The organism is Mycolicibacterium sp. SMGY-1XX (assembly GCF_059132455.1).
Window position 1 is genome coordinate 1728480 of sequence record NZ_CP101139.1, and the last position, 22850, is coordinate 1751329.

The 22850-nt window shown below is 66.9% G+C and carries 26 protein-coding genes; 11 read left to right on the forward strand and 15 right to left on the reverse strand.

What is annotated here, in order from left to right:
- Positions 1–2 precede the first annotated feature (2 nt).
- Positions 3–1523, reverse strand: a complete 1521-nt coding sequence (locus tag NL241_RS08520) for a CoA-acylating methylmalonate-semialdehyde dehydrogenase (RefSeq protein ID WP_487690895.1) — start codon at positions 1521–1523, stop codon at positions 3–5.
- A gap of 193 nt (positions 1524–1716) precedes the next feature.
- On the opposite strand from NL241_RS08520, the gene NL241_RS08525 reads away from it, so the two are divergent.
- Positions 1717–2139: a DUF1254 domain-containing protein gene (locus NL241_RS08525; RefSeq protein ID WP_494397291.1), complete on the forward strand. Its 423-nt coding sequence runs from the start codon at positions 1717–1719 to the stop codon at positions 2137–2139.
- Positions 2117–3106, forward strand: a complete 990-nt coding sequence (locus tag NL241_RS08530) for a DUF1214 domain-containing protein (RefSeq protein WP_494397292.1) — start codon at positions 2117–2119, stop codon at positions 3104–3106. Before NL241_RS08525 ends, NL241_RS08530 begins: the two co-directional genes overlap by 23 nt.
- A 70-nt stretch (positions 3107–3176) precedes the next feature.
- On the opposite strand, the gene rfbC is transcribed toward NL241_RS08530, so the two are convergent.
- From rfbC to NL241_RS08575, 9 genes are read right to left on the reverse strand one after another with little or no spacing between them, the layout of a single operon-like run.
- A complete protein-coding gene (rfbC, locus tag NL241_RS08535; RefSeq protein WP_487690898.1) occupies positions 3177–3797 on the reverse strand; it encodes a dTDP-4-dehydrorhamnose 3,5-epimerase in 621 nt (206 codons plus the stop codon).
- 1 nt (position 3798) lies between these two features.
- Positions 3799–4791 carry a dTDP-glucose 4,6-dehydratase gene (rfbB, locus tag NL241_RS08540; protein WP_494397293.1) on the reverse strand — a complete coding sequence of 331 codons (993 nt, stop codon included), beginning with the start codon at positions 4789–4791 and terminating at the stop codon, positions 3799–3801.
- A gap of 10 nt (positions 4792–4801) precedes the next feature.
- Positions 4802–5653, reverse strand: coding sequence for an LLM class F420-dependent oxidoreductase (locus tag NL241_RS08545; RefSeq protein WP_487690901.1), 852 nt, complete (start codon positions 5651–5653; stop codon positions 4802–4804).
- Between the two features lie 34 nt (positions 5654–5687).
- Positions 5688–6533, reverse strand: a complete 846-nt coding sequence (locus NL241_RS08550) for an LLM class F420-dependent oxidoreductase (protein WP_494397294.1) — start codon at positions 6531–6533, stop codon at positions 5688–5690.
- A gap of 29 nt (positions 6534–6562) precedes the next feature.
- The gene (locus NL241_RS08555; protein ID WP_487690905.1) at positions 6563–8056 is read right to left on the reverse strand and encodes an ATP-binding protein; all 1494 of its coding nucleotides are present in this window, start codon (positions 8054–8056) and stop codon (positions 6563–6565) included.
- Positions 8056–9537, reverse strand: a complete 1482-nt coding sequence (locus NL241_RS08560) for an ATP-binding protein (protein WP_494398268.1) — start codon at positions 9535–9537, stop codon at positions 8056–8058. Before NL241_RS08560 ends, NL241_RS08555 begins: the two co-directional genes overlap by 1 nt.
- 14 nt (positions 9538–9551) lie before the next feature.
- On the reverse strand, positions 9552–11216 hold the full coding sequence (locus tag NL241_RS08565; protein WP_487690907.1) for an NAD(P)/FAD-dependent oxidoreductase: 1665 nt from the start codon (positions 11214–11216) through the stop codon (positions 9552–9554).
- A gap of 51 nt (positions 11217–11267) precedes the next feature.
- Positions 11268–12692 carry a flotillin family protein gene (locus NL241_RS08570; RefSeq protein WP_487690909.1) on the reverse strand — a complete coding sequence of 475 codons (1425 nt, stop codon included), beginning with the start codon at positions 12690–12692 and terminating at the stop codon, positions 11268–11270.
- Entirely contained in the window at positions 12692–13237 is a 546-nt protein-coding gene (locus tag NL241_RS08575) for an NfeD family membrane protein (RefSeq protein ID WP_487690911.1), read from the reverse strand. The genes NL241_RS08570 and NL241_RS08575 overlap by 1 nt, the downstream gene beginning before the upstream one ends.
- 309 nt (positions 13238–13546) lie before the next feature.
- Here NL241_RS08575 and infA point away from each other — a divergent pair, with 309 nt between their 5' ends.
- The 8 genes from infA to truA all read left to right on the forward strand — a co-directional run bounded on the left by infA (position 13547) and on the right by truA (position 18171).
- Positions 13547–13768 carry a translation initiation factor IF-1 gene (gene infA / locus NL241_RS08580; RefSeq protein WP_003418601.1) on the forward strand — a complete coding sequence of 74 codons (222 nt, stop codon included), beginning with the start codon at positions 13547–13549 and terminating at the stop codon, positions 13766–13768.
- A gap of 50 nt (positions 13769–13818) precedes the next feature.
- A complete protein-coding gene (gene rpmJ / locus NL241_RS08585) occupies positions 13819–13932 on the forward strand; it encodes a 50S ribosomal protein L36 (RefSeq protein WP_003879483.1) in 114 nt (37 codons plus the stop codon).
- Positions 13933–14091: 159 nt separating this feature from the next.
- On the forward strand, positions 14092–14466 hold the full coding sequence (gene rpsM / locus NL241_RS08590; RefSeq protein WP_487690913.1) for a 30S ribosomal protein S13: 375 nt from the start codon (positions 14092–14094) through the stop codon (positions 14464–14466).
- A gap of 6 nt (positions 14467–14472) precedes the next feature.
- Positions 14473–14895, forward strand: coding sequence for a 30S ribosomal protein S11 (gene rpsK, locus NL241_RS08595; RefSeq protein WP_487690915.1), 423 nt, complete (start codon positions 14473–14475; stop codon positions 14893–14895).
- Between the two features lie 17 nt (positions 14896–14912).
- Positions 14913–15518 carry a 30S ribosomal protein S4 gene (gene rpsD, locus NL241_RS08600; RefSeq protein WP_487690916.1) on the forward strand — a complete coding sequence of 202 codons (606 nt, stop codon included), beginning with the start codon at positions 14913–14915 and terminating at the stop codon, positions 15516–15518.
- 74 nt (positions 15519–15592) lie between these two features.
- A complete protein-coding gene (locus NL241_RS08605; RefSeq protein WP_487690918.1) occupies positions 15593–16645 on the forward strand; it encodes a DNA-directed RNA polymerase subunit alpha in 1053 nt (350 codons plus the stop codon).
- A 67-nt stretch (positions 16646–16712) separates the two neighbouring features.
- A complete protein-coding gene (gene rplQ, locus NL241_RS08610; RefSeq protein ID WP_487690919.1) occupies positions 16713–17285 on the forward strand; it encodes a 50S ribosomal protein L17 in 573 nt (190 codons plus the stop codon).
- Complete coding sequence (gene truA, locus NL241_RS08615; protein ID WP_494397295.1) at positions 17272–18171, forward strand: tRNA pseudouridine(38-40) synthase TruA; 900 nt, start codon at positions 17272–17274, stop codon at positions 18169–18171. Before rplQ ends, truA begins: the two co-directional genes overlap by 14 nt.
- Before the next feature lie 45 nt (positions 18172–18216).
- Here the strand turns inward: truA and NL241_RS08620 are convergent, their stop codons facing one another.
- The 5 genes from NL241_RS08620 to NL241_RS08640 all read right to left on the reverse strand — a co-directional run bounded on the left by NL241_RS08620 (position 18217) and on the right by NL241_RS08640 (position 22193).
- Positions 18217–18906, reverse strand: a complete 690-nt coding sequence (locus NL241_RS08620) for a cutinase family protein (protein ID WP_494397296.1) — start codon at positions 18904–18906, stop codon at positions 18217–18219.
- Positions 18907–18943: 37 nt separating this feature from the next.
- Entirely contained in the window at positions 18944–19639 is a 696-nt protein-coding gene (locus NL241_RS08625; protein WP_494397297.1) for a cutinase family protein, read from the reverse strand.
- A gap of 62 nt (positions 19640–19701) precedes the next feature.
- A complete protein-coding gene (locus tag NL241_RS08630) occupies positions 19702–20313 on the reverse strand; it encodes a cutinase family protein (protein WP_487691445.1) in 612 nt (203 codons plus the stop codon).
- Between the two features lie 116 nt (positions 20314–20429).
- Positions 20430–21035, reverse strand: coding sequence for a cutinase family protein (locus tag NL241_RS08635; protein WP_487691446.1), 606 nt, complete (start codon positions 21033–21035; stop codon positions 20430–20432).
- Between the two features lie 126 nt (positions 21036–21161).
- Positions 21162–22193: an EamA family transporter gene (locus NL241_RS08640; protein WP_494397298.1), complete on the reverse strand. Its 1032-nt coding sequence runs from the start codon at positions 22191–22193 to the stop codon at positions 21162–21164.
- 80 nt (positions 22194–22273) lie between these two features.
- Between NL241_RS08640 and NL241_RS08645 the strand changes: the two genes are divergently transcribed.
- Positions 22274–22828, forward strand: coding sequence for a CGNR zinc finger domain-containing protein (locus NL241_RS08645; protein ID WP_487690927.1), 555 nt, complete (start codon positions 22274–22276; stop codon positions 22826–22828).
- Positions 22829–22850 lie beyond the last annotated feature (22 nt).

The following is a 22850-nucleotide window of genomic DNA, read 5'->3' on the forward strand; positions in this document are numbered from 1 at the left end:
GCCTATTTCATCGTCGGGATGACGAACTCGGCGCCATCTTTGATGCCGGACGGCCACCGCTCGGTGACGGTCTTGACCTTGGTGTAGAACTGGATCGACGCCGGGCCGTGCTGGTTGAGATCACCGAAGCCGGACCGCTTCCAGCCGCCGAAGGTGTGATAGGCCACCGGAACCGGGATCGGCACGTTGACACCCACCATGCCCACCTGGACCTTCGATACGAAGTCGCGAGCGGCATCACCGTCGCGCGTGAAGATCGCCACGCCGTTGCCGTACTCGTGCTTGGAGGGCAGGCTCAAGGCCTCGTCGTAGTCGGCGGCGCGCACGATGCACAGCACCGGGCCGAAGATCTCGTCGGTGTAGATCGACATGTCGGGGGTGACGTGATCGAACAGGGTGGGGCCGATGAAGAAGCCCTTCGACAGGTCCTGATCGTCGAACGTCAGCTCGTCGGTGGCACGTTCGCGGCCGTCGACCACCAGATCGGCGCCGGCCTCGACGCCCTGGCCGATGTAGTTGCGCACCCGTTCCAGTGCGGCGCCGGTGACCAGCGGCCCGTAGTCGGCCTTGGGATCCAGGCTGTGGCCCACCCGCAGCTGGTTGATGCGCTCAACCAGCCTGCCGCGCAACCGGTTTGCGGTTTCCTCGCCCACCGGGACGGCGACGCTGATCGCCATGCACCGCTCACCGGCGCTGCCGTAACCGGCGCCGATCAACGCGTCCACGGCCTGGTCCAGATCGGCGTCGGGCATGATGATCATGTGGTTCTTCGCACCGCCGAAGCACTGCGAACGCTTGCCGTGGGCCGCGGCGGTCGAGTAGATGTACTGCGCGATATCCGAGCTGCCGACGAACCCGACGGCCTGGATGTCGGGGTGGGTGAGGATGGCGTCGACCGCTTCCTTGTCCCCCTGGACCACCTGGAAAACCCCGGCGGGCAGGCCGGCTTCCAGGAACAGCTCGGCCAGTCGGACCGGGACCGAGGGGTCGCGCTCAGAAGGCTTGAGAATGAACGCGTTTCCGCAGGCCAACGCCGGACCGGCCTTCCACAGCGGGATCATCGCCGGGAAGTTGAACGGGGTGATCCCGGCGACCACACCCAGCGGCTGACGGATCGAGTAGACGTCGATACCCGAGCCCGCGCCCTCGGTGAACTCACCCTTGAGCAGGTGGGGGATGCCGATGGCGAACTCGATGACCTCGACGCCGCGCTGGATGTCGCCCTTGGAATCGGCGACGGTCTTGCCGTGCTCGATGGAGAGCAGTTCCGCTAATTCTTCTATGTGCTCGTTGACGAGTTGAATGAATTTCATCATCACCCGCGCGCGCCGCTGCGGGTTCCACGCGGCCCATTCCTTCTGCGCTTCGACCGCGGACGCCACTGCCGTGTCGACGTCGGCTTTCGAGGCCAGCAGCACCTGTGCCTGCACCTGGCCGGTGCTCGGGTTGAGGACATCGGCGGTGCGCGAAGAGTTCAACGTGGAGCGCTTGCCGTCGATGAAGTGCGGAATTTGTGTCGTCATCAGTAGTCCCAAGATCGAGAAGTGGCGCGGGTATCCGCCCGCGATGCGGATCCAGAAGATACTTGCATATCCTAGTAATCGCTGACGCCAGGCGCAAGAGGCTCCAGCTTCCACGCCGACACCCAGCCCGAATGGCCTTCCCGGCCACTGCGCGGAGTTACTGTCAGCACAGACCGGGAAGGGAGTTTCGGCGATGACCGCAAACCCAGAGTCGTCTGAGCCGCTGCGCGGTGGCTACCCACTGCCCGACACCGTCCAGCTCGCCTACGAGGCAGTCGACCTCAACCGGGCCGTCCAGATGTACCGGTACTTCTACCGCTCGGTGTCCGGTGCGGCCATCTTCGACGGCACCGCGGCCGCGGGGGTGCAGCCCAACAAGACCTTCGGCTACCTCGACACCCAGCCACGCCACGTCGGCTTCACACTGAACTCGGACACCCCGTACGGCGCACTGCTGCTGGACCTGCATGCCGGCCCGCTGGTGGTCGAGGTGCCCGAAGGGTCCTTCGTCGGCGCCGTCATCGACATCCATCAACGCTGGATCCTCGACTTCGGGCTGACCCGACGGCGGCGCCGGCGGCAAGCACCTGATCTTGCCGCCCGGCTACGACGGTGACGTGCCGGAGGGCTACCACGTGGGAAGGTCCGAAGCCTTCCGGGTGGTGGCCGCGGTGCGTTCCATTCCGGTCGACGGTGACGCCAGAGCCGCATTGGAGCGGGTCACGACGGTCAAGGTTCACCCCCTGGAGCGCCCGGACGATTGGGAGGAGCCGACGTGGGTGGACATGTCCGAAAGCGGGCAGGACACCACGCCGTTGGCCATCGAGACCAGCATCGAGTTCTGGAAATCAGTGCACCGCATCGTCGATGAGGAACCCGTGCTCGAGGACAGCCGGGCCCAATACGGCGAGCTGGCCGCGCTCGGCATTGTCAAGGGCCAGCCGTTCGAACCCGACGAGCGGCTGACCCGCATCCTGGAGCTGGCCGCACAGACGGCGAATCTGCAGATGCGGGTGGAGTCCTTCGCCGACCGCACCCCGGCGCGGCTGGTGTGGTCCGACCGGCAATGGGAATGGGTGGCGCTGCGGTCGGAGAACGGTACCTTCGACACCGCCGGCTACCGCGACACCTATGCGCTGGACAAGTGGTTCTTCCAGGCGATCGCCACCTCTCCGGCGATGTTCCGCCGCGACGCCGGTGCCGGATCGCTGTACTGGTTGGCGTTGTCCGACCGCACCGGCGCCTACCTCGACGGCGGCAACACCTACACCTTGACCGTGCCGCTGCCGGTGCCGGCGAAGCTGTTCTGGTCGGTGACCGTCTACGACGCCACCACGCGCAGTCAGATCCAGACCGATCAGGGCAAGGCGGCGCTGCGGTCGTTGTTCGAGCTGTCCGGGCTCGAGGGGGATTCGGTGGTGCTGCACTTCGGTCCCGAGCCGCCCGCGGAGGCCGAGGGCCGCTGGATCAAGACGATTCCCGGGTCCGGCTGGTTCGCCTACTTCCGCATCTACGGTCCCGACGGCCCGGCATTCGACGGGTCCTGGAAGCCGGACGATCTGGAGCTGGTCCCGTCCCCGTGAGCGCGAGCGCGCGTGTTTGTACGCCCACGCTGCGCGTGTCGCGTACAAACACGCGCGCTCGCGCGGTCAGTCAAGCCTGGAGTCGGGCGCGCAGTTCGTCGACGAACTCCCGGGCCGCATCCCAGGTCGGGAGGGTCCCGGCTTCGAGGGCCTGCTCCAACGTGGGGGCATCGCGGTCGCGGTCGGAAAGCACCACCTCCGGGCCGAACACCGTCGCGGGCCACTCGATGCCCAACGACTCGTCGGTGGGGGAGATCGTGTGTTCCCGATCGGGGGCGTACTCCGCGGAGCACAGGTACATCACGGTCGAATCATCGTGCAACGCAAGGAAACCGTGCGCCAAGCCCTCCGAGATGTACACCGAGCGATGCTCGCGGTCGTCGAGGATCACGGCGTCCCACAGTCCGAACGTGGGGGAGCCCACCCGGATGTCGACCACCACGTCGAACACCGCACCGCGCACACAGGTCACGTACTTCGCCTGGCTCGGTGGCAGTGCCGCGAAGTGCAACCCACGCAGCACGCCGGCCGACGACGTCGAGCAGTTGGCCTGCCTAAGGTCGAACCGGTGCCCGGTGGCCTCGATGAACTCCCGATCGGTGAACCACTCGAAGAACGAGCCGCGCTCGTCGTGAAACAGCCGGGGGACGATCTCCCAGGCGCCGGGCACCCGAAGTTCATGAAAGCTCATGTCACTGACCACGTTTCAGATAGCCGGCTTCGACGCCCTCCTTGAGGGGACCCCACCAGTCTTCGTTGGTGCGGTACCACTCGATGGTCGCGCGCAGGGCGTCACGGAAGTCGGCGTGCCGGGGCTTCCAGCCGAGCTCGCGCACCGACGCCGGATCGATGGCATAACGCAGATCGTGGCCGGCGCGGTCGGTGACGTGATCGAAGTCGTCGGCGTCGCGGCCCATCAGCGTCAGGATCTCCCGCATCACCACCAGATTGGAACGCTCACAGTCCGCGCCGATCAGGTAGGTCCGGCCAGGGGAACCGGACTCCAGGATCCGGCGCACCGCGTCGTTGTGGTCGCCGACGTGAATCCAGTCCCGCACATTCGCCCCGGCGCCGTACAACTTGGGCCGGCGACCGGTGAGGATGTTGGTGATCTGCCGGGGAATGAACTTCTCCACATGCTGGTAGGGCCCGAAGTTGTTGGAGCAGTTCGAAATCGTGGCGCGTATCCCGTAGGACCGCACCCAGGCGCGGACCAGCATGTCCGAAGCCGCTTTGGTCGACGAGTACGGACTCGACGGGTTGTACGGCGTGTGCTCGGTGAACCGCTGCGGACTGTCGAGCGCGAGATCGCCGTACACCTCGTCGGTCGAGACGTGATGTAACCGCACCCCATGCCGCCGCACTGCCTCCAGAAGGGTGAACGTCCCGATCACGTTCGCCCGCAAAAACGGCTCCGGATCGGCCAGCGAGTTGTCGACATGGGTCTCGGCGGCGAAATGCACCACGGCGTCGGACTCGGCGACCAACCCGTTCACCAGGGCGGCGTCGGCGATGTCACCTTCCACCAGTCGCACTTCGCCCGCCACCGGGCGCAGCGATTCGCGCGTCCCGGCGTAGGTGAGGGCGTCGAGCACCGTCACCGTGTCGCCGGGGTAGTCGCGCACCGCCGCGTGAACGAAGTTGGCGCCGATGAAGCCGGCGCCACCGGTGACGAGCAACCGCATGCCGTTGACGCTACCCGCTGAGCCCCAGGGGTCCGGCGAGCTCGGTCAGCGCGGGCACCAGCTCGTCCTTGCTGCCCAGCACCTGAATGGCCACATGATCGGCGCCGGCGTCCAGGTGCTCCTTCAGGCGCGCGGCGATGGCCTCCGGGGAGCCGTAGGCGACCACCGCGTCGATCAGCTTGTCACTGCCCGGCTGTTCCACATCGTCGGAGGTGAAACCCAGCCGACGCCAGTTGTTGACGTAGTTGCTCAGATCGAGATAGAACCCGACCGTCTTGCGGCCCAGCTCGCGGGCCTTGTCGGCATCGGTGGTCAGCACCACCTTGTGCTCCGGGGCGATGAACACGCTGTTGCCCACCTGCTCGCGGGCCTGCGCGGTGTGCTCCGGTGTGGTCAGGTACGGATGCGCACCGGCGCTGCGGTTCTTGGCCAGCTCCAACACCTTGGGCCCCAACGCGGCAATCACCCGCCTGCTGGTGGGCACCGTCTTGGCGTCCAGCGCGTCCAGGTATTCGACCAGCGCGGTATACGGCTTGGTGTACTCCTGGGTGTGCTCGGGGTGCCCGACGCCGACGCCGAGCAGGAACCGGCCCGGGAAGGCCTTCTCGATGCGGTGATACGACTCGGCGACCGTCTCGGCGTCGGCATTCCAGATGTTGACGATGCCGGTGGCGATCTGCAGCGTGGACGTCGCCTCCAGGATGGGTTCGACGAAAGCGAGATCCGCGGGCGGGGACGCCCCGACCCACACGGCGCCGTACCCCAGCTTCTCGATCTCTTGCGCCTGCTCCGGGGTGACCGGTCCGCCGGTCCACACCCCGAACCGGCCGAGGTCGGGCTTCAGCGAAACAGCGTCAGTCATGTATGGGCTCCCAGTTCGGCTCGGTAACAGGTATTCAGTTCAGGCCCAGCGGGCCGGCCAGCTCAGCCAGTGCTGGTATCAGCTTGTCAGGTGAGGTCAGCACCTGGACGGGCACATGGTCGGCGCCGGCGTCCAGATGCGCTTTCAGCCTGGCCGCGATGGCGTCGACCTCGCCGTAGGCGATCACGGCGTCGACCAAAGAGTCACTACCCGGTTTCGCCACATCCGCATCACTGAATCCGAGTCGTTTCCAGTTGTTCAGGTAGTTCGCGAGATTGAGGTAGACCTCCAGCGCCTTGCGCCCGACGGCACGCGCCTGCTCCGCATCGGTGGTCAGCACCACCTTGTGCTCGGGAGCCAGCAACGCGTCCGGCCCGATCAATTCACGCGCCTGCGCGGTGTGTTCCGGGGTGGTCAGGTAGGGGTGGGCACCGGCGCTGCGGCGCGCCGACAACTTCAGCACCTGCGGTCCCAGGGCGGCCACCACCCGGCGATCCTTCGGGACGCCGTGCTGGTCGAGCGTGTCGAGATACTCGGTGAGCGCGTCGTAGGGCTTCTTGTACTCGGACTGCGCTTCGGGGTGACCGACGCCGATGCCGAGCAGGAACCGGCCCGGGTAGGCCGCCTCGATGCGCTGGAAGGACTCGGCGGTGCGACCGGGATCTGCCGTCCAGATGTTGACGATGCCTGTCGCGACCTGCAGCTTCTCCGTGGCACCCAGAATCGGGTCGACCCACTCCAACTCAGCGGCCGGGGAACCGCCGGCCCAGAGGGCGCCGTAGCCTAGGCTCTCGATCTCCCGGAGCTGCTCCGGACTGAACTGCTGCCACAGCGAATGGTGGCCGAAAACGCCGTACGTGCCGAGATCAGGTTTGGTCATGGCACGGACAACCTGTGTGACGGCGGTGACTATTCCGTTTCGCTCACGGTGAGTTCAGCGGGCGTCGACGACTCCGGCGCCGGGGCCTGCAACGGCAGGCACACGATGAACCGGGTGTCACCGGGCTTGGACTGCACCGACAGGTTGCCGCGATGCTTCTCGACCACGACGCGCCACGCCAGATCCAGTCCCAGGCCGGTGCCCTGGCCCACCGGTTTGGTGGTGAAGAACGGGGTGAAGATCCGCTCGATGATGTCCTCGGGGATGCCGGGGCCGTCATCGCAGATCTCGATGCGCACCAGACCGTCACTCTCGCGGCTGGTCCGCACGGTCAACGTGCCGTGGCCGTCCATCGCCTGGATGGCGTTGTCGATGATGTTGGTCCACACCTGATTGAGATCGCCCGGATAGCAGAGGATCTCCGGCAGGCTGGCGTCCCACTCCTTGACCAGAGTGATGGGCTTGCCTTTGCCCGCCATCCCGATCTTGTCGCCGAACATCATCATGGTGCTGCGCAGCAGCTCGTGGATGTCGGCGCTCTGGTAGGCGCCGCGGTCCATCTGCGAGTACTGCTTGGCTCCGGCCAGCAGCGCCGAGATGCGCTTGCTCGCCTCGGCGATCTCGTTCATCCGCAGCTCGTTGTCGATGGTGTACTTCAGCCACCCGATCGCGCTCTGCAGCGACGCCGAGGCGTCGGCGTCGTCCACCAGGGCCGAGACCCGCTCCAGCCAGTCGGTGTCCAGACCGGCCTCGACGAACGTCGGGGCGTACTCCCAGGCGCTGGCGATGCCGTGGTCGTCGAGCCAGTCGCCGATCTGATCCTCGCGGTCGGAGGTTTCCAGTGCCGACAGTTCGAGGTCCTTGCTCTTGGCCACCTGCTCGGCCACCTGATCCTGGATGGTGACCAGCATCCGCAGCGCCTCGGGAGTGAATCTCGCCTCGGCCACCATCGCCAGCTTGTGCCGCATGTGGCCGACACCTTCACGCAGGTCGGCGACGGCACGGGCGGTGGCCGCCGCCGGATTGTTGAGCTGATGGGTCAGGCCGGCGGTGATGGTGCCCAGTGCGAGCAGCTTCTCGCGTTGATCCAGGATCGAGCGGGCCCGCGCGGTGCCGACCATGTGCCCTTCGAGCAGATGCACGGCCATGGGGAACTGCGACTGCATGAACTTCGCGAACGCTTCGGCGTCGAGCACGAACATCCGCGACGGGCGGGTCAGCCGCACCGAAGCCTGATAGACGTGTTCCTCGCCCGGGATGTAGGCCGACCACGCGCCGCAGTACACGCCGCGCTGCGAGGTGCGGCCGGTTTCGATGTCGACGCCGCCGGAGCGCTTCGTCATCACCAACTCGCCGTCGATCAGCACGTAGAAACACGTCGCCGGGTCACCCTCGGAATGCAGGGGACCGGCCGGGAAGGTCTCGATATGGCCGTGCCCGCACAGCATGTCGAGCTGCTCATCGGTGAGGTGCTCGAACAGGAACAACGTGCGCAGCTCCTCGGCCAGGCATTGCTCGCCCATCAGGCTTCCTTCCTAAACACGTCGGTGTCGGGCGCGGTCACGTTCACCGGTGGAACCGGTCGCGGCGAGAAATCCGGAGCGGGAGCATCCGGTGCGACGGTCAGCGGCAGCAACACCGTGAAACAAGTGTCACCCGGTTTTGATTCCGCCCACAGATTTCCGTGGTGCCCGTCGACGATGCGTGTCGCGGTGTCGAGCCCCAGACCGGTGCCCTCACCGAACCGCTTGGTGGTGAAGTACGGGTCGAAAACACGGGTGAGCAGTTCGGCGGGGATACCGCGACCGGAATCGCGGATTTCGACGCGCACCGAATCGCCGTCGCGGCGGGTGCGCAGGGTCAGCACCCCGGCAGGCGCCCCGGCGAGGGCGTCGAGCGCGTTGTCGATCAGATTGGTCCACACCTGGTTGAGCTCGGCGGGATGACACGGCAGCAGCGGGATACCCGCGCCGAAATCGCGTTCGACGGTGACGGAGGGCACCAGCCGGTGCGCCAGCATGGTCAGGGTGCTCTCCAGCTGCTCGTGGACGTCGCTGAGGTCGAACGGCGCACGGTCCACCTGCGAGTACTGCTTGGCGTAGTCGACGAGTCCGGAGATGCGCCGCGTGGCGTCTGTCAGCTCGGTGAGCAGCAGCTCGGTCTCGACGACGGAGCGCAGCCGCCGCAGCACCGAGTTCAGCTGGTCCGGGGTAGCGGCGCACGGCGCGGCGGCCACCCGTTCCATCCAGTCGATGTCCAGTCCGGCTTCGGCGAAGCTGCTGGCCAGTTCCCACGCGTCGGGCACGTCATGGTCATCGAGCCACTGGCCGACGGCGTCCTCGAGATCGGACTTCTGTACCGCCGACAGCGTGCTGGGCTTACCCGCCAGCTCGGCCACCCGGTCCTGCAGCTCGACGAGATCGGGCAGTTCGGCGCGCTGATGCCGCAGTTCTGCCACTTGAGCCCGGAGCTCGTCGGCGGCACGGGCTGCCGCGGCGGCCGGGTTGTTGAGCTCATGGGTCAGCCCGGCGGTCAGCTGCCCGAGCTGCACCAGCCGGTCATGGGTGTTGAGAATGCGGGTCTGGTAGGACCGGCCGTCGGAATGGGCGATCAGCAGGTGGCTGGCCATGGGGAATTCGGTGCGCAGGAACGTCCCGAACGCCGTCGCGGGGATGGCCAGCATGCGCGACGGTTTGGTCAGCGTGGCGGTGTTGTCGTAGGTGTCGGCCTCATCGAGCAGGAACGCCGCCCACGCACCGCAATAGGACCCGGGCTGCGAGGCCCGCCACATGTCGATATCGCGGTCACCGGATCGCTTGGACAGCGCGATCTCACCGTCGAGCAGAACGTAGAACACCGCCGCCGGGTCGCCCTCACGGCAGAGCAGCCCCGGCGGCAGTGTCAGGACTTCGGCATCGGCGCACAGACGGGTCAGCTGGTGGTCGGTCAGTCCTTCGAAGATGAACAGCCCGCGGAGCTCGTCGATGTCACACCGGTCTGACAACACCCCCGCTCCCGTCAGGCTTCGGCCAGATACCGGTGCACCAGCATCACCGCCATGGACCCTTCGCCGACGGCGGCGGCCACCCGTTTGGCGGATTCGGCGCGCACGTCGCCGGCGACGAACACCCCCGGCACGCTGGTCTCCAGATGGTGCGGCGGGCGGTCCAGCGTCCACCCGGAGATGTCACGAAGATCCGGTCCGGCCAGGATGAAGCCGTGGTCGTCGCGCACCACCACACCGTCGAGCCAGTCGGTACGCGGCTCGGCGCCGATGAAGATGAACATGCGCCCGCACTTGAAGTCCTCGCGCTCACCGGTTTCCCGGTTCTCCAGGCAGATTCCCTCGAGGTGGCCGTTGCCCTTCACCGCGTGCACCACGGTGTTGGGCATCTCCTTGATCTTGTCGTTGGCCCGGATCTGCTGGATCAGGTAGTACGACATCGAGTCCTCGAGCGTGCGCCGGCTGACGATGGTCACCGACTTCGCCGTACGCGACAGGTACATGGCGGCCTGCCCGGCGGAGTTGGCGCCGCCGATGACGTACACCTCGTCGTCGTCGCAGTCCGAGGCCACCGACGCGGTGGCGCCGTAGTAGACCCCGGCCCCGGTGAGCCCCGCGCATCCTTCGGCCGGCAGCTGGCGGTACTCCACACCCATCGCCAGGATCACCGACCGGGCGCCGATGGAGCGCCCGTCGGACAGCCGGACCGTGCGGGCCGAACCGTCGACGTCCAGGCCCGTCACCTCGGCGGCGGTGATCAGCTCGGCCTCGAATTTCTCGGCCTGGCGGCGCGCCCGCTCGGCGAGCTGAGATCCCGACAACCCGTCGGGGAACCCGAGGTAGTTCTCGATCCGCGAGCTCTGTCCGGCCTGGCCGCCGGTGGCGGTCCGCTCGATGAGCACCGTCTTGAGGCCTTCGGAGGCGCCGTACACCGCGGCCGCCAGGCCGGCCGGGCCGCCGCCGATCACCACGAGGTCGTAGAAGTCGTCGGCCGGAGTGGTGGTCAGTCCGAGGGTGGCGCCCAGTTCGGCGTCGGTGGGATCCACCAGCGTCTCGCCCTGTTCGGTGATCACCACCGGCAGCGTCAGCTCATCGAGATGGGCGGCCTCCAGCAGCTGTTTGCCCTTGGGCTCGTCGGCGCGAAACCAGGTGTAGTACAAGCGGTTTCGAGCCAGGAACTCGCGCACCTCATTGGAGCGGGCATTCCACGGGTGGCCGATGATCTTGGTGTGCGGAATGGCGTGCTCGCCGGTGGTGCGCCACGCCTCGATCAGCGCGTCGATCACCGGGTACAGCTTCTCCTCCGGCGGATCCCACGGCTTGAGCAGGTAGTGGTCCAGATCGACGACATTGATGGCGTCGATGGCCGCGTGGGTGTCGGCGTATGCGGTCAGCAGCACGCGCCGGGCCATCGGGAAGATGTCCATGGCGGCTTCGAGGAACTCGATACCGCTCATCTGCGGCATGCGGTAGTCGGCGACGTACACCGCCACCGTCTCACCGCGCAGCTTCAGTTCGTTGAGGGTCTCCAGGGCATCGGGGCCGGATTCGGCGCGGACGATCCTGAAATGTTCGCCGTAGTGACGGCGGAGATCCCGAGCGACGGCGCGCGAAACCGCAGGGTCGTCGTCGACGCTCAGGATGACGGGTTTACGGGTCTGTGACTCTGATCCGGACATCGCCTGTAAGTATGCGCCGGGCGGGTGACATCCGGCGCCCGACCGCAGGTGTTACTCGGTGGGCGAAACGGGCTGCCCGTTGGTGATCGGCGGCGCGGGCTCCGGCCGGTTCAACAGCTGCGCCAGATCGATCCCCGACGCCCGCAGGCTCTCGACGATCTTGGCCACCGCCAGCGGGCTCACCCCCAGCAGTCCTCCGACCGCGTCCTGGGCGTCGGACGGGCCGCCGATGATCGAGAGCCGCTCGATCTCCGCGAGCGGCATGGCGGCCGCTTCGGTGGCCTTGACCACCGACTGCAGCACATCGGGCAGGGTCTGCAGCCGGGCAGCCTCGGGGGAGTAGGTGTTCAGCGCGGCCGCGATCTCCTTCTTGCCGGCGGCTTCGGCCACGAGCCTGGCCTGGATGCCGTCGGCCTCGGCCTGGCGTTCCACCCGGAACGCCTCGGCGGCGGCCTTGCGCGCGTCGGCCTCGGCCTGCCCGGCCAGGATGGTGGCCTGCCGCTGCCCCTCGGCGCGGGCGATGTCGGCTTGCCGCTGCGCTTCCGCCGGGGCGATGACGTCGGCCTGCAGCGCCGCCCGGGCCTGTTCGGCACGTCGCTGCTCCACCTCGATGCGGGCCTGCACGCGGGCCGCCTCGGCCTGCTCGGTCGCGATGCCCACGTCCTTCTGCGCGCGGGCGTTGGCCAGCGGGCCCGCCTGGTCGGCCTCGGCGTTCTCGGCTTCGGTCTGGGCCCGCAGCCGGGCGAGTTCCACATCGCGGCGCTGGTTGGCGGTGGCGATCGCGGTATCGGCCTCGGCCTGCGCGACAGCGCCCTCCTGGCGCGCCTTGGCCGACCGGATCTGCGCGTCGCGCTCGGCCTCGGCGGTGCCCACCGCGGCGTCGCGCTTCACCTCGGCGATGCGCCGCTGGCCCAGCGACTCGAGGTAGCCGTTCTTGTCCGAGATGCCGGCGATCTTGATGACGTCGACCTCCATACCGATCCGCGCGAGATCGGCACCGGCCTCCTCGACCACGCTGCGCGCCAGGGTGTCACGGTTGGAGTTGAGGTCCTCGACCGTCATCGTCGCGGTGATACCGCGCAGGCTGCCGGCCAGGATGTCGTTGATCTGATTCTGCAGGGCATCCAGATCCGAGGTCAGGAAGCGTTGCACCGCAGTCTGTACCGCTTCGTCCGCCGAACCGATGCGGACCAGGCCGACGGCCTCGACGTTGACGGGGACGCCGTCGTTGGACAGCGCGTTCTGCAGGTTGATGCTGACGTTGAACGGCTCGAGGCTCATGATGTCGACGCGCTCGATTCCGGGAACCCGGAACCGGGCCCCGCCGCGCACCACCTTGGGTGCACCGCGACCGGTGAAGACGGCGACCTCGTTGGGCGGGACCTTGATGTAGTTCTTGACGTAGATGAGCGGTACGACGACGAGCAGCAGGACGGCCGCGACGGCCGCGACGATGATGATCACGAGCAGAGACATCAGGGTGTGCCTTCCAGATCGGGAATTGCCGGGTCTTCCGGAACCGCGACGACGTGGACGTAATCGGCATCGACATCGGCGATGTAGATGCGGGTGGACTTGCTCAGGGCCGAGGGCTCGGCGGTGACCGCGCGGGCCCGGACCCGGTTGCCGTCGGGGTCGGCGAACGCCACCTCACCCCAACCGTCGGGCGGGATCTCGAGGGTGACGGTGCCCAGTAGCCCGATGTAGGACACCCGGCCGCGCTGGGAGTTCGACTGCTGACGCCGTAGATAGGGCATCAGCGCGCCCTGCAAGATCAGCACGAGCACCACCCCGCTGCCCAGGGCCACGAAACCGGCCCCGAGAGCACCCAGTCCCGCCCAGGTACTGAGCAGTCCGCCGGTGCCCACCCCGAGGATCGCCGCGGACAGGCTCGTCAGGCTCAGGAATGGCAGCCCGTCATGGCCCACGTCATGACCACCGCCTCCGGAGTCGCCGAGCAGCAGGGTCACGAGCAACGCGATTGCGCCCACCGCGAACGCGGCCACGTACACGGCTGTCACTTCGACCCCCTCCGGCAGAATGGTCGTGGCGGCACGGCTGTCGAGATGATCTTCGCATCCCGGCGTCGTTGCTGGTTGACGCTCGAGCCGGACCACGAACGGCTGTTTTTGGAGCATGGCCGCCGAACGGGTATCGTGGACCAACGGTGCGGCAACCGCGCCGACTCTTTGCGTGCTCGTTCTGCAGATTCATCTGCCGAACTTCAGGAATGTCTCACTTCCGGTCCACGTTGTGTAGTCGGCAACGATTGCTGCGCCGAGTCGGACGCAGTAGATACGAAACCGAACAAGCAAGGATCGCCGAAGCGTATGGCCAAGAAAGACGGTGCCATCGAGGTCGAGGGCCGCGTGGTCGAGCCTCTGCCCAATGCGATGTTCCGCATTGAGCTGGAGAACGGACACAAGGTGCTCGCGCACATCAGCGGCAAGATGCGGCAGCACTACATCCGCATCCTGCCCGAGGACCGCGTCGTGGTGGAGCTCTCTCCCTACGACCTGTCCCGTGGCCGCATTGTGTACCGCTACAAGTAAACAGTCCGACACTCACATCCCCATTTAGACAAGACAGGATCGTTACTGCCGTGAAGGTGAACCCGAGCGTCAAGCCGATCTGCGACAAGTGCAGGGTGATCCGCCGGCATGGGCGGGTCATGGTCATCTGCTCTGATCCGCGCCACAAGCAGCGTCAGGGCTGAACCCCTCCGCCGTTCGGCTGAGCACCACCCACAACTGAATGCAGACCTCCCAGTACCACTGAGGGCATACGGCCCTCGACCACGTCCGGCACGGAGGCCGGACCCCGTGAGGGGAACGGACTGGGAACAGACCTCCGCAACGAAAAGGAACACTGCCTGATGGCACGTCTCATGGGCGTTGACCTCCCGCGCGACAAGCGCATGGAGATCGCGCTGACCTACATCTACGGCATCGGCCGTACCCGCTCCCAGGAGATCCTGGCTGCCACCGGTATCGACCGGGACCAGCGCTCCAAGGACCTGACTGATGACCAGGTGACCCTGCTCCGCGACTACATCGAGGGCAACCTCAAGGTCGAGGGCGATCTGCGCCGCGAGGTGCAGGCTGACATCCGCCGCAAGATCGAGATCGGCTGCTACCAGGGCCTGCGGCACCGCCGTGGCCTGCCGGTGCGCGGTCAGCGGACCAAGACCAATGCGCGCACCCGCAAGGGCCCCAAGCGCACCATCGCCGGCAAGAAGAAGGCCAGGTAACAGCACATGCCTCCAGCTAAGAAAGCCGCAGGCGGTGCAGCTGCCCGTCGTGGCAAGACCACCCGCCGCCGGGAAAAGAAGAACGTTCCCCACGGCGCTGCTCACATCAAGAGCACGTTCAACAACACCATCGTGTCCATCACCGATCCCCAGGGCAACGTCATCGCCTGGGCGTCCTCGGGTCACGTCGGCTTCAAGGGTTCGCGTAAGTCGACCCCGTTCGCCGCGCAGCTGGCCGCCGAGAACGCTGCCCGCAAGGCGCAGGAACACGGCGTGAAGAAGGTCGACGTGTTCGTCAAGGGACCGGGTTCCGGTCGCGAGACCGCCATCCGTTCGCTGCAGGCCGCCGGACTCGAAGTCGGCGCGATTTCCGACGTCACCCCGCAGCCGCACAACGGCTGCCGTCCGCCCAAGCGGCGCCGGGTCTAGGGGAGAGGGACTAAAAAATGGCTCGTTATACCGGACCCGCCACCCGCAAGTCGCGCCGTCTCGGCGTCGACCTCGTCGGCGGTGATCAGTCGTTCGAGAAGCGCCCCTACCCGCCCGGCCAGCACGGCCGCGCGCGGATCAAGGAGAGCGAATACCGCCAGCAGCTGCAGGAGAAGCAGAAGGCTCGCTTCTCCTACGGCGTGATGGAGAAGCAGTTCCGTCGCTACTACGAAGAGGCCGTGCGGCTGCCGGGTAAGACCGGTGACAACCTGCTGCGCATCCTCGAGAGCCGGCTGGACAACGTGGTGTACCGCGCGGGCCTGGCCCGGACCCGTCGCATGGCGCGTCAGCTGGTCAGCCACGGCCACTTCACCGTCAACGGTGTCAAGGTCGACATCCCCAGCTACCGGGTGTCGCAGTACGACATCATCGACATCAAGGACAAGTCGATCAACACCCTGCCCTTCGAGGTCTCCCGGCAGACCGCCGGCGAGCGCCCGATCCCGGGCTGGCTGCAGGTTGTCGGCGAGCGTCAGCGCATCCTCGTGCACCAGCTGCCCGAGCGCGCGCAGATCGACATCCCGCTCAACGAGCAGCTGATCGTCGAGCTCTACTCGAAGTAACACCCGTCCTGGCCCGACCGGGTCATGGATCACCCGACGGCATCAAATAGCGGTTGCCGAGAAGGAGAAAAGAAATGCTGATTTCTCAGCGTCCCACCCTGGCCGAAGAGGTCGTTGCCGAGAACCGTTCGCAGTTCGTCATCGAACCGCTGGAACCCGGCTTCGGCTACACCCTGGGTAACTCGCTGCGGCGCACCCTGCTGTCGTCCATCCCGGGCGCAGCGGTCACCAGCATCCGCATCGACGGTGTTCTGCACGAGTTCACCACCGTGCCCGGGGTCAAGGAAGACGTCACCGACATCATCCTGAACCTCAAGGGTCTGGTCGTGTCCTCCGAAGAGGACGAGCCCGTCACCATGTACCTGCGCAAGCAGGGCCCCGGTGCGGTCACCGCCGGTGACATCGTGCCGCCGGCCGGTGTCACGGTGCACAACCCCGACATGCACATCGCCACCCTGAACGACAAGGGCAAGCTGGAGGTCGAGCTCGTCGTCGAGCGCGGCCGCGGCTACGTCCCCGCCGTCCAGAACAAGGCCTCCGGTGCCGAGATCGGCCGTATCCCGGTCGATTCCATCTACTCGCCGGTGCTCAAGGTGACGTACAAGGTGGAGGCCACCCGGGTCGAGCAGCGCACCGACTTCGACAAGCTGGTCATCGACGTCGAGACCAAGAACTCGATCAGCCCGCGCGACGCCCTGGCGTCTGCGGGTGGCACGCTCGTGGAATTGTTCGGTCTGGCACGGGAACTCAATGCCGATTCCGAGCACATCGAGATCGGCCCCTCGCCCGCCGAGGCCGACCACATCGCGTCGTTCGCGCTGCCCATCGACGATCTGGACCTGACCGTCCGGTCGTACAACTGCCTCAAGCGCGAGGGTGTGCACACGGTGGGCGAGCTCGTCGCCCGCACGGAGTCCGATCTGCTGGACATCCGTAACTTCGGCCAGAAGTCCATCGACGAGGTGAAGATCAAGCTGCACCAGCTCGGTCTCTCGCTCAAGGACTCACCCGCCACGTTCGATCCGTCCGAGGTTGCCGGTTACGACGTCGCCACCGGTACCTGGAACAGCGATGCCGGCTACGACCTGGAAGACACCCAGGATTACGCCGAAACCGAACAGCTCTAACCCAAGCTCTACATCCGTCCCGGTCCTACCTGATACGGGGGCCGGCCCCATTTAGGAGACAGTCGCAATGCCCAAGCCCACAAAGGGTGCTCGCCTCGGCGGGTCGTCCTCTCACCAGAAGGCGATCCTGGCCAACCTGGCCACCTCGCTGTTCGAGCACGGTCGGATCAAGACCACCGAGCCCAAGGCTCGGGCGTTGCGGCCCTACGCGGAGAAGCTGATCACCCACGCCAAGAAGGGCTCGCTGCACAACCGGCGTGAGGTGCTCAAGAAGATCCGTGACAAGGACGTCGTGCACACCTTGTTCGCCGAGATCGGGCCGTTCTACGCGGACCGCAACGGTGGCTACACCCGGATCATCAAGGTCGAGAACCGCAAGGGCGACAACGCCCCCATGGCGGTCATCGAGCTGGTCCGGGAGAAGACGGTGACCTCTGAGGCCAACCGTGCCCGCCGTTCCGATGCTGCGCAGAAGGTGGCGGCCGCCGCCGCGACCACAAGCTCGCCTGTGGAGGATGAAGCGCCGGAGGCCACCGACGCCCCCGTCACCGACGAGGTCGTCGAGGACACCACCACGGCGGCCGAGGCTGTGGAGGAAACCCCCGCCGAGGACGCTCCGGCCGAGGATGACAAGAAGTAGCGACAACGCTGTGAACGTGCCCGCCATCGAATGCGATGGCGGGCACGTCGCTTTTGTCCGCCTGCGCCTCGAGATCGCCTACGACGGCACCGAATTCGCGGGCTGGGCGCCGCAGGCCGGGCAGCGCACGGTCGCCGGTGTCATCGAGGAGACGCTCTCGACGGTGTTCCGGACGCCGGTGGTGCTGCGGGTGGCCGGTCGCACCGATACCGGCGTCCACGCCACCGGCCAGGTGGCGCACGTCGACGTTCCCACGGACGCGCTGGGGCAGGCGTATCCACGCACACCTCGTCCCGGTGAACCCGAATTCCTGCCCCTGGTGCGCAGATTGGGGCGCTTCCTGCCCGCGGACGTCCGCGTACGCGATATCGTCCGCGCGCCTGAGGGTTTCGACGCCCGCTTCTCGGCGTTGCGCAGGCACTATCGCTACCGGTTGACCACGGCCCCCTACGGGGTGGAACCACAGCAGGCCCGGTTCATCACTTCCTGGCCGCGGCCACTCGATGTCGAGGCGATGGCCGCGGCGTCGCAGAACCTCCTGGGGTTACACGATTTCGCCGCGTTCTGCCGTTACCGCGAGGGTGGTACCACGATCAGGGACCTGCAGGCACTGTCCTGGCAGCGCGACGGCCACCTGGTCACCGCGGCCGTCACCGCAGATGCGTTCTGCTGGAACATGGTGCGTTCGTTGATCGGTGCGCTGCTGGCCATCGGTGAGCATCGCCGGCCCGTCGATTGGCTCGGCGGCCTGCTCTCAGAAGACAAGCGCTCCAGCGACTTCGCCGCCGCACCCGCCCGCGGACTGACCCTGGTGGGGGTCGATTACCCGCCCGATGACCAACTGGCCGAACGGATTCACGTCACGCGGGACGTGCGGCGCCGCTGAACGGCATCCCAAAGACCCGCACCGGGTTGGTGGGATGACGCTCCGTCAGATGCGGCCTGCCACGAAGTCTGCGGCCTGATTGACCATGCCGCCGTTGATGTAGGCCGGCTGCAGGTGATCGGACCAGTTGTTCTGCCAGGTGTTGGGGTCGGCAGGGTTGCAGATGGGGTCGGCGCCGTGGCACAGCTCGATGGTGCGCTCCTTGTAGAGCGGGCTGAAGTTGCTGATCGGGCCGATCCAGGCGGCGCCGTTGCCGAACAGGGCGATCGCGGCGATCTTCTGGTCCATCCCCGGCGGCAGGGGCTTGTCGAAGCCGAAGAATCCGAACGGCACAGCCAGCACCACGTCGGTGACGGCGGCGCCCAGTGAGTAGCCGCCGAGCACCAGCCTGGTGTCGGGGCAGCGCCCCGCCATGTCCTGGATGCGCGAGCTCATGTCGTTGGCGCCGACGTCGATCTCGTTGTCGGCCGGGTAGTTCACCGCGTACAGATCGATGTTCTTGTCGGTCTTCTGTCGCAGCGCGCTGACAAACGCATTGCCGATCTGGCCCGCGCCCGCGGGTTCGACGCGGCCGCGGGCGAAGATGACCTCGACCTGCGGGCACGGTGCCGCGGCGGCGGTGGGAAGGCTGCTCGATGAGGACGGTACGACGGCCGGTGCCACCAAGGACAGCGCCGCGGCTCCGATGACTGCACACAATGACCCGATGGCGCGCCCGACTCGCATGAGGCACATGGTACTTGGCCGGGCCGAACCCGCCAGGTTTCTTCGATCAGAGTCTGGCCGCAGCGAATTGCGCGGCCTGGTTCACCAGCCCGGAATCGATGTAGCCGGCCTGCAGGTGATCGCCCCAGTTGTCCGGCCAGGTCTTGACGTCCAGGCTCGAGCTACAGACCGGATCCTGAGCGTTGCACAGGTCTACGATCTTGTGGGTGTAGGTGGGCAGGAACTCCGACACCGGGTAGCCGAGGACCTTGCGGGCGCCGTTACCGAAGAACGCCACGGCGGCGATGTGGCTGTCACTACCCAGGGGCAGCGGGTTGCTGTACCCGAAGAACGGCCCGGGCGTGGCCAGGACCAGATCGGTGACCGTGGCCCCGAGTGAATAGCCACCCAGCACCAGGCGGGTGTCGGGACAATTGGCCACCATGTACTGGATGTGCGAACTCATGTCCTTGGCGCCCTGGTCGACGCTGATCTCGGCGTCGTAGTCCACCGGGTAGTACCCGATGTTCAACGAGCTCTTGGCCCGCAGCGCATTCACGAACGCGGTGCCCACGATGCCGGTGCCCGCGGGTTCCTCCCGGCCGCGGGCGAAGACCACTTCGGCCTGGGGGCATACCGCGGCCTCGGCGGTGGGCAGCGCACCCGCACCGTCGGGAAGCGCTGTCAGAAGCACGGCGGCGGCGATCACCGCACACGTCGAGGCGAGGACCCGCCGAACACGCGTGTGACAGAAGTGACCCATGTGGTCAATATAGCCTGCGGTGCAGCTCAGCCCCGGGACGAAACCGTCGCGCGCGTCAGTTCTTAGAGCCGGCCGACGATGAAGCCTGCGGCCTGCGGAACCAGCGGACCGCGCTCGTAGCTGGTGTGGGCGAACGGGTTACGACCGTCAGAACAGATCGGATCGCCGTCGCTGCACATGTCGATCGATTTACCGGCGAACTGACCCGAACCGTTGAGGGGGACACCGAACTTCGCCGAGGGGTTGCCGAATACCGCGGCGGCAGCGACATTGCCGTTCAAATTGCCCGGAAGTGGCGGCCCCGAACCGACATCGCCGACCCGATTGCCCAGTGGCGGGATTCCGGCCAGCATGTCCACCACGGCGGCGCCCTGGGAGTAGCCGCCCAGCACGATTCGTGTGTTCGGGCACTGCTGTGACATCAGCGCAATGCGATTGGTGGCATCACGGGCACCGTCGGCCGCGCCGAAGAAGTCGTATGTCGCCGGGTAGATGACACCGTAGGTGCCGACGTTGAGTCCGCTCTGCGCGCGGATCGCGTCGGCCAGTGCCACTCCGACACGGCCGACTCCGGGCGCTTCGCTGGTGCCGCGCGCGAAGACGACCTCGACGTCGGGGCAGGGAGGTTCGGCCGATGCTGTGCCCATACCCCCGGCCGGTGCGACCAACAGCATGCTCGCGGCAATGACGGGCGCAACGGCACGGGTGATCCGGCGCAACAGTGACGGGGTCTCCGGACGGTCGCTCATGGCGCTAATACTCACACAGCGACGGGTTTCCACCGAATCCATCAGACCAGTCCCGCAACAAAAGTGGCGGCCTGCGCGGTGAGACCGGCAGGGCCGTAACCGCTGTGTGCGGCAATGTCGTTGCCGCCGGAGCACACTGGATCGCCGACATTGCAGAGGTCGATCGACCGGGTGCCGTAAACGGGGCTGACGGTAAGGGGCAGCCCCACTTTCGTGGTGGGATTGCCGAACACCGCGAGAGCGGCGATGTGCGCGGGCACATTCGGGGGCAACGGCGCGTTGAAACCCACCGCCGGGAAGGGAACCGCAGCCAGTACGTCGACGATGGCGGCGCCTTGCGAATACCCGCCCAGCACCAGGCGGGTGTCGGGGCAGTTGGTCACCATCCACTGGATGTGACCGCTGGCGTCGTTGGCCCCGCCGGCCGCTGCCAGGAAGTCCCAGGTGGCCGGATAGTTGACCGCGTAGGTGCCGATCGAGCGGTCGCCCACCTGTCCGCGCAGGGAGTCGACGAACGCCCCGCCGACGCGGCCGAGGCCGACCGGTTCGTCGGTGCCGCGCGCGAAGATCACCTCGATGTCCGGGCAGGACGGTTCGGCCTGCGCGGCGGGAACGACCGTCTGCGGCGCCGCTATGAGCGTTGCCATGGCCACGGCCGCCGCTCCGAGCGCGGCGGCCAGCGCCCTACAGATGTTCACGGTGCGTTTGTCGCTCGTCACAGCAAAGATGTTAGCCCAGCACGACAGATGGATGCCGTGTGATTTTCGCGGCAGTCAGTCCCGACGGCTCGGGTCCAGGCGGTCGGTGTCCTCCAGCGGGCCCACGTCAGGCCAGGTCGCGGCGGTCACCTCGGCGGAGCGGTCGCCGGCGCGGGCCATCGCCAGACCGACCAGCACCACCAGTCCGCCGATCGCCTGGGTGATGCTCATCGCCTCACCGACCAGCAGCCAGGCCCACAGCACCGCGAACAGCACTTCGGACAACCCGACCAGCGACGCGAAGCTGGGCCGCAGGCGGGCGATACCGCCGATGCCCAGCGTGTACGCGATGGCCGTGGGCAGGAGCGCAAGCAGGATCACCGGGACGATCCACGAGGTGGTGAAGCCCGCGACCACCACGTCGCTGGTGCTGAAGGCCAGCGGCATGAGGCCCGTCAACCCCAGTGCCGCCACCGCGGCGGCGCCCACGATCAGCCCGCCGGCCGCCAGGGTGATCGCGTCGAGTCCGTCGCCGTCGGTGCTGACGTTGTCACTCATCAGGAAGTAGCAGGCCGCGCAGATCGCCGCCCCCAACCCCCAGATGACGCCGGTGACGTTGACGGTGGCCGACGTCAGCCCGTCGAACACGCCCAGCACCAGCATGATCCCGGCCACTGCGGTGCCGACACCGGCGAGGGTCCGGTTGCTGGGGCGTCGTGAGGTGGCGATCCAGACCCAGCCGACCACCAGCAACGGCGCGGTGTACTCGAGGAGCAGCGCCACGCCGACCGAGAGGTGGGAGACCGCGTTGTAGTAGCACAGCTGGGCTCCCGCGATGGGAATCAGGCCGTAGAGCACGATGGGCTTGATGTGCTGCAGCGCCTGGCGGAACCAGCCGGGCTTGACGACGGTGGCGAACACGGCCATGGCCAACGCGCCACCGGCGAGGCGGGCCGTCACCGCGGCGGTGGGGCTCCAGCCCGCCGCCATCAACGATTTGGCGAAGGGGCCGGACAGGCCGAACGTGAATGCCGAGCCGAGCGCAAACAACAGACCGAGCCGGAACGTACTGCTCCGCGCCGCGCCGGTCGATTCGGACATCAACATGTCGAGCCACCTCCCCGAGGATGTAATGAGTAAAATGAACTTTGGTAGTGACGCTACGGGCGTGAGAGGTCAGGAGTCAAATGATTTTCAGTCATGACACTGAGCTCACATTGCGTGCGGCCTGTGTATTGGTCAACACCGATCGGGTGGACGGTGAACAGCTGGGAGACCAGCCTGCGCTCGACCGGTACCTGACCGACTGGGGATGGACGGGACGCCGTGACCACGACGACGCCGAACTCGACGACGTACACCGGTTGCGGGTGCGGTTGGGCAAGATCTGGGCCGTCGCCGAGGACGAGGAACGCACCGTCGGTCAGGTCAACGCGCTGCTGTCGGATACCAGGGCCGCGCCGTGGCTGACCCGCCATCCCGAGATGCCCGAGTGGCATCTCCATCTGGCTTCCATTCACGACCCGCTGGCGCAGCGGATGGGCGCCGAGATGGCGATGTCGCTGGCCGACCTGATCCGCGCGGGGGAGTTGCGCCGCCTCAAGACCTGCGCCGCCCCGGACTGCGAAGCGGTGCTGATCGACCTGTCGCGCAACCGCTCCCGCATGTTCTGCGATACCGGCAACTGCGGTAACCGGCAGCACGTGGCCGCCTACCGGGAGCGTCGGGCCAAGGAGGACTGACCGCCGGTCTGTGGATGGACGC